This window comes from Flavobacterium sp. HJ-32-4 (assembly GCF_022532105.1).
GTDB lineage: Bacteria > Bacteroidota > Bacteroidia > Flavobacteriales > Flavobacteriaceae > Flavobacterium.
Genome location: NZ_CP092832.1, coordinates 1911675 through 1922822, shown reverse-complemented (window position 1 = coordinate 1922822; position 11148 = coordinate 1911675). Strand labels below are relative to the sequence as shown.

11 protein-coding genes are annotated in these 11148 nt (G+C 50.6%); 9 read left to right on the top strand and 2 right to left on the bottom strand.

The window, feature by feature from the left end; translation table 11 throughout:
* The first annotated feature begins 48 nt into the window (after positions 1-48).
* Genes MKO97_RS07910 through smpB form a run of 6 tightly spaced genes read left to right on the top strand, consistent with a single transcriptional unit; the run spans position 49 to position 5257 of the window.
* Positions 49-909: an aldose 1-epimerase family protein gene (locus MKO97_RS07910; RefSeq protein ID WP_241102670.1), complete on the top strand. Its 861-nt coding sequence runs from the start codon at positions 49-51 to the stop codon at positions 907-909.
* Positions 906-1493: a GNAT family N-acetyltransferase gene (locus MKO97_RS07905; protein ID WP_241102669.1), complete on the top strand. Its 588-nt coding sequence runs from the start codon at positions 906-908 to the stop codon at positions 1491-1493. The genes MKO97_RS07910 and MKO97_RS07905 overlap by 4 nt, the downstream gene beginning before the upstream one ends.
* 42 nt (positions 1494-1535) lie before the next feature.
* A complete protein-coding gene (locus tag MKO97_RS07900) occupies positions 1536-1961 on the top strand; it encodes a hypothetical protein (RefSeq protein WP_241102668.1) in 426 nt (141 codons plus the stop codon).
* A 51-nt stretch (positions 1962-2012) separates the two neighbouring features.
* Positions 2013-3161 (top strand): ATP-binding cassette domain-containing protein, encoded by a 1149-nt coding sequence (locus MKO97_RS07895; RefSeq protein ID WP_241102667.1) that lies wholly within the window; start codon positions 2013-2015, stop codon positions 3159-3161.
* 9 nt (positions 3162-3170) lie between these two features.
* Positions 3171-4760, top strand: a complete 1590-nt coding sequence (locus MKO97_RS07890; protein WP_241102666.1) for a hypothetical protein — start codon at positions 3171-3173, stop codon at positions 4758-4760.
* A 41-nt stretch (positions 4761-4801) separates the two neighbouring features.
* Entirely contained in the window at positions 4802-5257 is a 456-nt protein-coding gene (gene smpB, locus MKO97_RS07885) for an SsrA-binding protein SmpB (RefSeq protein ID WP_241102665.1), read from the top strand.
* On the opposite strand, the gene MKO97_RS07880 is transcribed toward smpB, so the two are convergent.
* Entirely contained in the window at positions 5254-6531 is a 1278-nt protein-coding gene (locus MKO97_RS07880) for a T9SS type A sorting domain-containing protein (protein WP_241102664.1), read from the bottom strand. The two genes, smpB and MKO97_RS07880, sit on opposite strands and share 4 nt — an antisense overlap.
* A 4-nt stretch (positions 6532-6535) precedes the next feature.
* Positions 6536-7177, bottom strand: a complete 642-nt coding sequence (locus tag MKO97_RS07875; RefSeq protein WP_241102663.1) for a protein-L-isoaspartate(D-aspartate) O-methyltransferase — start codon at positions 7175-7177, stop codon at positions 6536-6538.
* Between the two features lie 721 nt (positions 7178-7898).
* Here MKO97_RS07875 and MKO97_RS07870 point away from each other — a divergent pair.
* The 3 genes from MKO97_RS07870 (at position 7899) to MKO97_RS07860 (ending at position 11071) form a co-directional block, all read left to right on the top strand.
* Entirely contained in the window at positions 7899-8885 is a 987-nt protein-coding gene (locus tag MKO97_RS07870; protein WP_241102662.1) for a Gfo/Idh/MocA family protein, read from the top strand.
* Positions 8885-9775 carry a 3-hydroxyacyl-CoA dehydrogenase family protein gene (locus MKO97_RS07865; protein WP_241102661.1) on the top strand — a complete coding sequence of 297 codons (891 nt, stop codon included), beginning with the start codon at positions 8885-8887 and terminating at the stop codon, positions 9773-9775. The genes MKO97_RS07870 and MKO97_RS07865 overlap by 1 nt, the downstream gene beginning before the upstream one ends.
* Positions 9776-9853: 78 nt before the next feature.
* Positions 9854-11071: a DUF1015 domain-containing protein gene (locus MKO97_RS07860; RefSeq protein WP_241102660.1), complete on the top strand. Its 1218-nt coding sequence runs from the start codon at positions 9854-9856 to the stop codon at positions 11069-11071.
* Positions 11072-11148 lie beyond the last annotated feature (77 nt).

The window sequence follows — 11148 nt, the reverse complement described above, 5'->3', positions numbered from 1 at the left end:
AGTGGGCAACGAAACTCCGACCGTATCAAAAAATCGTAGCTTTGTCGTATGACCGAAATTACACTCCAAAACAACCTACTAAACGCAACGGTACGCTTCAAAGGAGCCGAACTCGTATCCCTGCGCGACGCCAAAGGCCGGGACTATATGTGGGAAGGCCGACCCGACGTGTGGGGCAAACACGCGCCGGTGCTTTTCCCTATTGTCGGAACACTGAAAGACAACCAGTATAGGTATAACGGCGTCACTTATACGATGGGACGTCACGGTTTCGCGCGGGACAAGACATTTTCGCTCGAACAGCAATCAGGATCCGAAGCCGTATTCCTCCTCACCGACGATGCCGAGACGCGGGCGATGTATCCGTTTGCCTTCGAATTCCGGATTCGGTATCGGCTTTCCGACAGCACCCTCACCGTTACCTACGAAGTGCGGAATACCGACACCTCGATCCTTTTCTTTTCTGTGGGAGGCCATCCGGCGTTTGCGTTGCCCCAAGCGTTCGACTCGTATTCGGTGGCTGTGGAACCGGCGGCTGTGTTGACCTATCGCCTACTCGACCGCGACTTACTGTCGGATGAAACGGCGGAACTGGATGCGACATCGGGCCATTTCGCCCTTGATTACCGCCTTTTCGAGCGGGATGCTTTGGTGTTTACATCGCAGTCATGCAAAACGTTGACCATCCGCGAAGAGGGCCATGACCTGCTCTCAGTCGACCTGAGGGACTTTCCGGATGTAGGCCTGTGGACGAAACCCGGTGCGCCTTTCCTTTGCATCGAGCCGTGGCACGGGTATGCCGATACGACAGATGCATCCGGCGTACTTGAAAACAAAAAAGGTATACGCCAGTTGGCATCTGGGCAAGATTTCCATACCGCCTACACCATTAAAATTCACGTGCCATGACCGTTCCGACGCTATATGTGAACTTTGATCCGTTTCCCGTTTTGGAAACCGAACGGATGATCCTGAAACAACTCGATGACCAACAGGTGGATATGCTTTTCGAATTGCGTTCCGATCCGGAGACGATGCGGTATGTCAACCGTCCGCTGGTGAAGACACGAGAGGAAGCCGAACAGCACCTGCAGTTGATTACGTCCAAAATCGAGGCGAATGAAGGAATCAATTGGGGACTGTATCTTCGCGAGCAGCCCGATAAAGCGATTGGCGTGATGGGTCATTATAGAATACACGTCGAGCATTTTCGGTCAGAAGTCGGTTATATGGTACTGCGCCCGTATTGGGGTCGTGGACTCGTGACCGAAGCACTGCATGCTGTCCTTCGCTACGGATTCGAAACGATGCAACTCCATTCGACCGAGGCCATCATCGACCCGGCTAATACCGCATCCGCCCGTGTTTTGGAAAAGAACGGGTTCGTTAAGGAAGCGCATTACATAGAAAATGAGTTCTTTGAGGGCACTTTTATCGATTCTATGGTCTATTCATTGCTGAAAAGCCGTTGGCTTGCGCAACCACCCCGGTAAAATTCTATCTTTACAACATCAAAACCATTGCACATATTAGTTATGAAATCACGCTTTTTACTGTTTTCCACGGCTCTTTTCCTGTCTATCTTCCTGAGCGGATGTGACATAGGATCTTCATCCTCCCAAACCTGTACGGCATCCGGCATCGGTACAGCCGCTACGGCCGTGACGGGTGAAGAGGGCGGCACCACAACCGTCGTTACGGGTACGCCTGTCACCTTCGGCGTCTCCTTCAAAATTCCGAACCAATGCTACAGCTTTGATCGCTTCTACCAGCAAAATATCGACGCTACGGAAAGACAAATCACGGTCAATACGAAATACGATGGTTGTAGTTGCCAGGATCAGGAAAGTACGCTGACCCAGACCTACACCTTCACGCCGACTACTTCCGGGACCTACGTTTTGAAGTTTAAGAAGAGTAACACCGATTACTTCGTCCGAAACGTCGTCGTAACAGAATAAGAAAGTCCCGGGCAACCGGGATTTTTTTATATTTGGTGCAAACCACGCCACATGAATGAATTCGAAAGGCAGTATGCAGAAATCTGCGACTTCCTGCGCTTCGGTGATACCTCGCTCGTCGTAAAACGCATCATCGATCTTACACTTGACACAGAAGCGCTTTCCCACTACAAAGAAACCGTCGATCTTCTACAGTGGCTTGACCATCACACCGACGCGTCGGTTGTGAACCCAAAACTGGAGCATCGCCTTGCAGCCCTTCACGCGACCCTTTCTAAGAAACCGCTTGCCAACAACGACTTGTTGGTAGTAGCGAAAGGCCTTTCGAAATCCTATTCCGGAGGGCGTTTCCGCCTTGGCCCCATTGATTTACAGATAAAACAAGGGGAGATCATCGGTCTCGTCGGTGAGAACGGAAATGGCAAAACAACACTGTTGCGTTCGTTGGCGCGCGAACTGGTGCACGACGGAGGGGAACTGGTGTATCATTTTCCTTACACCGACGGTTATGACCTTCGCACTCAATTGGTCTACATCCCGCAACGCACGGATACGTGGTATGGGTCGATGCGCGAGAACCTGCTTTTTACGGGCACACTCTATGGATATGGCCCCGAAGAAAACGAGTGGGTCGTGGAATTGATCGTGAGTCGTTTAGGACTGCGTAAATTCAGGGATCACAGCTGGAAAAGCCTGTCATCGGGTTACAAGATGCGTTTTGAGCTTGCCCGGATGCTGTTACGTCGACCGAAGATCCTGCTGATAGATGAACCGTTGGCCAACCTTGACATCCTGGCCCAACAGACGATACTGGAAGATTTCCGTTCCATCGCCAAATCTCCTTTCCGTCCGATTGGCATTGTATTGAGTTCACAGCAATTGTACGAAGTAGAAAAAACGTCCGATCAGGTGGTATTCCTGAAAAACGGGGCACAACGCAATCTTTTCGAAAAAGGTTCAGGAGAAGCGGCAGCACCCCCATTAGCCATCGAGTTGGAAAGTGCCTGGACGCAGGGACAACTTTACGACGCGTTTGCCACTACTATTGATTCTATCCAGTTCAATGGCGGCACCTACATCGTGTATTTCAAAGAAGGGACGTCGGTTTCCGATGTCTTGAAAGTGATCATCGACCAGAACATCCCGCTTCTGTACTTCCGCGACATCTCATTATCCACACGGCGTTTCTTCGCTTCCTAATCCGCGACCATGTTTTCAAAATTACAGCACCATCTTCTTCTGCGCCGCCCCCTCATATGGAACACTCGCATCATTCCCGTAACGGTTGTACTCCTGCTCCTGAACGCCCTGTTTTTTGCATGGGGATTCGGTAACGGCGCCATCGACTTTGCTGATAGTCACGAGGAATATTTTTCCTCAATTTATCCAGCGGTGTTTTTCCTGGCTATTGTACTGGGATTATTGGTCTTGATCATTTGGCTGGTCTATTACCTGAAAAACAACTCCTTTAAGGCATTGTATCCGCGTGCACGATTCAGTCTCTTCGCCGAATGGGCGCTCGTTTTTTTGGGATGTTTCCTGATTGCGTGCATGCCTGCCAGCTTCTTTTTCGCCGAAGGCCTCCGCAAACGCTGTTATTTCAGTGAGGAAGAACTCGCCCATAGGTCGAAAATCATTGAACGCGCATCGTTTTTTTATGAAGGTGCCTACCAGGACCGTGACATTAAGCGTTTTGACAGTGTGAGAAGGATATGGCATGTGCAACATGTTTCATCGTTTTCGTACCGTGACAAGCGTTATGCTGTGAACTCCCTTTTCAATAGGTTGGCAAATGTCTCAGAACATAACTATCCGGAGTACGAGTACGACGTTGTCCAACCCATAAAAGCGTTCGGTGATACCACGTCCACCCACCAGATGAGGGAATGGTTGTATAACGACCGACGCGATTCGGTGCAGCAACTGCTGACAGACTTTATTCGGTTGGCAGATGAACATCACCTGGCCCACTCGGTTTCGGCGAAACAATGGTTGGGGATGGTCTATCATGCACCGGACTTTACCGACTATGTCCGTATACGAAAAAAAGAACGTGAACGCTATTATCCAGGTGTGGTCGCCGCACCAACCGCGATTGACACCACCGATGCAGAAGTTGTCGTCACCGGGGAGGAGCCCACGGCGGAGCTTGCCACGATCGACTCTACAACGCAGGCAGTGCGAACGGTAGACGGACAGGACTACGTCTATAACAAATACTTCGTTCCGGGGGATAATCTCGAGGTATCCTATCAGGAACTACGGAAGAGCTACCGCGACAAGTACGATATTTTTGATTGGTTAATCGCCGTATTTTACGTCTCGGCGATCCTATCCCTCCTGATTTTTTCCTACCGTGTTAGCTCGGGGCGCAACTGGCTCATTGCCCTTATAACAACCGGTGTACTCGGTATTACCGAAACATTACTGGCGGTCGTATTCAGCAGTGGGGATAGTTTTCTTGTGATGATCCTTCTTACGGTGATTATATTCAATATCTATTTCGCCCGCATTTGGCGGGAAGGTCGAAAAAAGTGGTCGGGTATTGCCCTGAATACCCTACTATGGCAGCTTCCGGGGGTCGTATTACTTTGCTACACATTGGGAATTGAGTTGGCAAAGCAAGTATCGGGTTACTACCAATCCGAAAATACCCTCGTCGATTTCCCGGTTCTCGAATCGCTCGATGATAACTCCGTCATGCGGATCGTGCACTATTGTAACATCTTATTCGTTTTTGGCGCCGTTGCCTTGCTCTCACCTGTTATCCGACGCTGGAAGGGCATTCCGGAAGACTGATGCTTTCCGCATTGCCCCAGATGTAGTATCTTTGCCGCCTGATGCAGAAAACGGCCAACATACTCAATAAGCGCGCGCGGTTCGATTACGAAATCCTCGAAACCTATACGGCGGGCATTGTGCTGACCGGTACCGAAATCAAGTCGATCCGATTGGGAAAGGCACAGATTGCGGAGAGTTTCTGTGAATTCCATGACCTCGAGCTTTTTGCCATCAATACGTATGTGGAAGAATACGCCTTCGGCAACCGCTTCAACCACGCGGCCCGGAGCGAGCGGAAATTGTTATTGAACAAACGCGAACTGAAATCGTTGCATCGCTCTGTGCAGGCAAAAGGACTCACTATTGTCCCACTTCGACTTTATACGAACGAAAAAGGGTTGGCAAAACTGGAAATCGGACTATGCCGCGGTAAGAAGACCTACGACAAACGTGAATCACTCAAGGAAGCGGACAGCAAACGTGACCTGGACCGCATCAAAAAAGCCATGCGCTAGTCGCGAATCATTTTGTAGCGCGTAACGCCGCGTGCATCCCACAATTCGATGATGTAGAGTCCGGACGGCCAGGAAGCCGTATCAAGGTTGGCAGTGCCCTGCGCACGTCCTTGGTAGACCAAACGGCCCTGCATGCTATACACCTTTAGTTCTTTGGGTTCCACATCCGTCATTTCAATCGCCAACACATCCCCAAACGGATTCGGATATAACTTCGCCATTGGCACTTCTTCGTCCCCTACCGAAAGGGCGCAGGTCGCGGGCGTTCCACTCGTCTGCAGGAAAGCCCCGTCTGTGACTTTCCAGTGAAACCATGTCCCACCCGATCCGGTCTGCCAGTCGTTGAGTTTGAAATAGTTTTGGCCCGTCATAGTACCGGGCACACGGTAGACCTTAAGCGCACTTCCTCCGTAGTTCCAGGTAAGCGGTTGGCCCGCGCTGCAGAGTTCGGGTCCGAAATCGCCGCTGCATCCCGATTGCACGAAATAGGCGAACTCCTGATAATTCGGATAATCGCCATACACCCGTGCCAAACCCGTTTCGTCGACACACACCGCTACATATTCATTAGCGGCGATCCCGAATGACCGTACGTCATAATCCTGCGTGATGCGCGCCATAAACGCCGAAAGACGCCCACGACGGTCGGGGTTATCAAAATGTGTATCGGTGATGACCGACTCCAAAAACGGAACCGTCATAAAGTCGCCAGCACCAATTGTCATATTCGAAGCATACGGATTGGACGTGGCGGTTGAGGAGGTAATAGAACCATTTTGGGCCGAGAAGTAGTAACCACCGAGTACCGCCATTCCGGCGCTTGTGCCGCCGATCGGATAGTGTTTGACTGCCACATGCTCATTGAGAAGGTCTCCAAGCGCATTGTTACGGAAAAATGAGACGTAATTGTATTGGTCGCCACCGGCCAGCCAGATCATCTCAGCATTTGCGACCTTGTTGAGAACGTACGGATTCGTCGCGCCCGCCACCGACGTAATGACGAGTGTTTCGACCGAATTCACGTTGATACCCAATTCGCTGTAGAGGTAGTCGTTGTAGCCATCGCTCCCGGTGGCGCGAAGTACGACCACATCACCTCCATCCGCTTTTTGAAGCAGCCATTTCATGGCGTTGTCGTGTTCGGTAGCCCCACCCATGAGGCAGACTCCGAATGACGGTTGGGTAGCTACATTGTTGGCATTACCCGTAAAATAACTCGTGTACCCCTGCGCGGCTGCCACCAGGGGTAAGAAGAAGACCCATATTCGTTTCATACCGTCAGTTTTTATTTTCGAGTAGCGGAACGAAGCGAAATCCACCAAATTCGTGCTTCTCGAACTGTGTTTCGTTTTTGCGGATCAGCAATGTCATCACCTGTTCCTTCTCCCCCAGCGGAATCACGAGACGACCCCCAATCTTTACCTGCGCGAGAAGGGCGTTCGGTACGACAGGAGCGCCTGCGGTGACGATGATACTGTCAAAAGGCGCGTAGTTGGGAAGTCCTTTGTAGCCGTCTCCGAACGACAGGTGTTTGGGATGGATGCCTAGTTTGGGCAGCAGAACGGATGTGGACTTAAAGAGTTCATTTTGACGCTCGACACTGTAGACCTTCGCACCCATTGCAAACAACACCGCAGTTTGGTAACCCGATCCTGTTCCGATCTCCAGGATTTTGTGGTCTTTTTTTACCTCGAGTAGCTGCGACTGGAACGCCACCGTATACGGCTGGGAAATGGTTTGCCCTGCGCCGATGGGAAAGGCCTTATCCTGGTAGGCGAACTCCTCAAAGCCCGAGTTCAGGAAAAGATGACGGGGAATCCGGGCAATAGCGGACAGTACCGCTTCATCGGTAATCCCTTTTTCCCGCAACTGGTTGACGAGTTGGTTCCGTAATCCCTGGTGTTTGGCTGTATCCTTCAAGTCGGTTTGGCTTTGGTGTAAATGTAGCGGACAAAACGGGTATGATGCAAGGGTGGGGCGTGAATAAAAAAGGAAAGGGAGCGTTGCAGAGTTAGGAGTCGGGAGTTAGGGGGCTGGAAATTTGAGTGACAACCTATGATTCCGAGCCTTCAAACTTTCGACATTTAACAAAATAGGCGGTTTTCCCGTACCGTAATGTCCGCGGGAAACCGTAATTTAGAATTGGGGAGGGGCGGCTGCACCCTTACCAAATCCGGCGGAGACTACCATACGGAAAAACCGTACTTTTTGTTAAATGTTCGCTAGTTCTTACAACGACTTTTCAATTTACTTCCGACCTGCAACTTTGCCCGATCAAACCTGAACTGTCAACTATCACCCTCAACTTTCGACTTTCAACTTTAACAAATTAGGCGGTTTTCCCGTACCTCCATGTCCTCTTGAAATCGTATTTTGGATTTGGGGAGGGGCGGATGCGTCCCTTACCGAAAGCAACTGAGTCGACCATACGGGAAAACCGTACCTTTTGTTAAATGTTCGCTTGTTCTTACAACGACTTTTCACTTTTTACTTCCTACCTCAACGCCGCCCGATCAACCCTGAACTTTCAACTCTCACCCTCAACTTTCGACTTTCAACTTTCAACTTTCAACTTTCGACTTTCAACCCTCCCCCCTCCTACCTATCAAACTTATTCCTAAATTTGCCTAAAACCATGGATATGCTAAAAATCGGGGTCCTGGGCGCCGGACATTTGGGAAAAATACACCTAAGGCTGCTCCAACAATCGGACAAATACGAACTGGTCGGATTCTATGATGAAAATCCAGAGTATGCCGAGAAAATAGAAGCCGAATTCGGCTATAAACGGTTCCGTACCATCGCATCCCTGATCCACGCGGTCGACGTCATCGATATCGTCACTCCCACTCTGTCGCATTACAAATGCGCGAAAGTGGCCATCAAGTCGGGAAAACACGTGTTTATCGAAAAGCCCATTTCCAATACCGTGGAAGAGGCGGAGGAAATCATCGCGCTTGCCAACGAATTTGGCGTAAAAGGGCAAGTCGGCCACGTCGAGCGTTTCAACCCTGCTTTCATGGCGACCCGCGATATGATTGAGACACCGATGTTCATCGAAACGCACCGCCTGGCCGAGTTCAATCCGAGAGGAACGGACGTGCCGGTTGTGCTTGACCTGATGATCCATGATATCGACGTCATCCTGAGTGTGGTAAATTCGCCGGTGAAAAACGTACATGCCAGTGGTGTGTCGGTTATTTCCGAAACCCCAGACATCGCCAACGCCCGCATTGAATTCGAAAACGGCTGCGTCGCCAACCTGACCTCAAGCCGCATTTCCCTCAAAAACATGCGGAAATCACGTTTCTTCCAAAAAGATGCCTATATCTCGGTGGATTTTCTTGAGAAGAAATGCGAAGTTGTAAAAATGAAAGATGCACCCGAACAACCGGGTGATTTCGATATGATCCTGCAAAATGCGGAAGGCATACGCAAGCAAATTTACTTTGCGAACCCTGAAGTAGGACAAAACAACGCCATCCTCGACGAACTCGAGACCTTCGCCGACGCCATCGTCCACAACACGCGCCCGGTCGTGACGCTGGAAGACGGAACCGATGCCCTTCGCGTAGCCTACCAGATCATCGACTGTTTTAGCTCATCCAACCAACCTAACATACACTAATGCAAACAATTGCTGTAATCGGTGCCGGAACCATGGGGAACGGTATCGCCCACACGTTCGCCCAAAGCGGGTTCACCGTAAAACTGATTGACATTTCGGAAAAAGCCATTGAAAAAGGCATGGCGACCATCGCCGCCAACCTTGACCGGATGGTAGCCAAAGGGACGATTACGGAAGCGGACCGCGATACGACCATCGGAAACCTCATCACCTATACCGACGTACGCGACGGTGTGGCCGGATGCGATCTCATAGTGGAAGCGGCGACCGAAAACGTGGAATTGAAACTTAATATCTTCCGGCAACTAAGCGAGGTTTGCTCGCACAGTACTATTCTTGCCACCAACACCTCCTCTATTTCCATCACCCAAATTGCGGCAGCGGTCGTGCATCCAGAGCGGGTCATCGGCATGCACTTCATGAACCCGGTGCCGATTATGAAGTTGGTAGAAATCATCCGCGGCTATAACACGTCCGACGCCGTCACCCAAACCATTATGTCCCTGTCGGAAAAACTGGGCAAAGTACCGGTAGAAGTCAACGATTACCCGGGCTTTGTCGCCAACCGCATCCTGATGCCGATGATCAATGAATCGATCGAAACACTATACAACGGTGTGGCAGGCGTATACGAAATCGATACGGTGATGAAACTGGGAATGGCACATCCGATGGGACCTTTGCAACTGGCCGATTTCATCGGACTCGACGTGTGTCTGGCGATCCTGAACGTCATGTACGACGGCTTCAAAAATCCGAAATACGCCCCATGTCCACTACTGGTCAACATGGTTCGCGCCGGAAAACTGGGCGTAAAATCGGGTGAAGGCTTCTACGATTACAGCGAAAGCAAAAAAGCAGAAAAGGTCTCGAAACAGTTTTCCCGCTAGCATTTGGGGCTAAGGGTTGACTTTACAGACAACACGTATCACCCAAAACCCAAAACCCAAAACCCAAAACTCAACACCTTGGCAAAAATCTCCCCTTTCCGTGCCGTTCGTCCGCCTGCCGATAAGGTAAGCCTCGTGACCACGCGTTCGTATGACGAATATTCACCGGCGGAATTGGCGTCGCAACTTGACTTCAACCCTTTCTCATTCCTGCACGTACTGAATCCGGCCTATGCCAACCAGCAGAAAATCGGGTTCGAGAAACGGTTTCGGAGTGTCGCACAGAAGTACCGCGATTTCAGGGAAGAGGGAATTCTCATGCAGGAGGAACTTCCGGTTTTATACCTGTATGAAATTCAGGCCAAAACCCGAACATTCACGGGCATCATTGCAGCCACGTCGCTTGATGATTACCGAAAGGGCGTCATCAAACGGCACGAAGATACCCTGCCATATCGCGTGGAATTGTTCAAAGACTACCTCCATTATAGCGGTTTCAACACCGAACCCGTACTCATGACGTATCCGCGCAATGAGGAAGTCGCGCAGTGGATTACCGACAAGAAAAAGGAAACGCCGCTCTACGCCTTCTCCACTACCCGTCGCGAGAAACACACGCTGTGGCGCATTTCCGCCTCCACCGAAATCAAATGGCTCCAATATAAATTTGAGGAGATCGGCGACCTGTATATTGCCGACGGCCATCACCGTTCCGCCTCAGCGGACCTTTTGTATGAGGAAGACAAAGCGACCGGGCACGAAGCACTCGGCTCCTTCATGAGTTTCCTGGTATCGGGCGACGACCTTCACATCTATGAATACAACCGGATGGTACGCGACCTCAACGGCCATTCCAAAGAGGAATTCCTGTCGCTTTTGGCACAGGATTTCTGGATCAAGGAGCACCCGAAAGAACTCTGGAAACCGGAACGGAAATTTGAATATGGTATGTACCTTGATGGCACCTTCTACAGCCTCCACCTCAAAGACAGCCACAGTCTCACCGGCGTACTTGAGCGACTCGACGCGCAGGTGCTGTATGAAAAAGTACTGCACCCGATCCTGGGCATCGACGACCTCCGTAACGATGAACGAATCGAATATATCCCAGGTACACAATCGGTGATCACCCTCAAGGAAATCATCGATGAGGGGGGGTTTGACATCGGGTTCACACTCTTTCCAGCCACTATCGACGAAATCATGGAACTGGCGGATGAACACCTGATCATGCCACCAAAAAGCACCTACATCGAGCCCAAATTCCGAAGCGGATTGGTAGTGTATGAGTTGTAAACGGATGAGGGACCGATTGCCATAAGTTTCAGGGACACGACGGGTCTTTATCTCCTTCTTTTCGGTAAGCCATTGTA

Coding starts and splice junctions, on each gene's coding strand:
- MKO97_RS07910 (WP_241102670.1), top strand. CDS start 49: ATGACCGAAATTACACTCCAAAACAACCTACTAAACGCAACGGTACGC.
- MKO97_RS07905 (WP_241102669.1), top strand. CDS start 906: ATGACCGTTCCGACGCTATATGTGAACTTTGATCCGTTTCCCGTTTTG.
- MKO97_RS07900 (WP_241102668.1), top strand. CDS start 1,536: ATGAAATCACGCTTTTTACTGTTTTCCACGGCTCTTTTCCTGTCTATC.
- MKO97_RS07895 (WP_241102667.1), top strand. CDS start 2,013: ATGAATGAATTCGAAAGGCAGTATGCAGAAATCTGCGACTTCCTGCGC.
- MKO97_RS07890 (WP_241102666.1), top strand. CDS start 3,171: ATGTTTTCAAAATTACAGCACCATCTTCTTCTGCGCCGCCCCCTCATA.
- smpB (WP_241102665.1), top strand. CDS start 4,802: ATGCAGAAAACGGCCAACATACTCAATAAGCGCGCGCGGTTCGATTAC.
- MKO97_RS07880 (WP_241102664.1), bottom strand. CDS start 6,531: ATGAAACGAATATGGGTCTTCTTCTTACCCCTGGTGGCAGCCGCGCAG.
- MKO97_RS07870 (WP_241102662.1), top strand. CDS start 7,899: ATGCTAAAAATCGGGGTCCTGGGCGCCGGACATTTGGGAAAAATACAC.
- MKO97_RS07865 (WP_241102661.1), top strand. CDS start 8,885: ATGCAAACAATTGCTGTAATCGGTGCCGGAACCATGGGGAACGGTATC.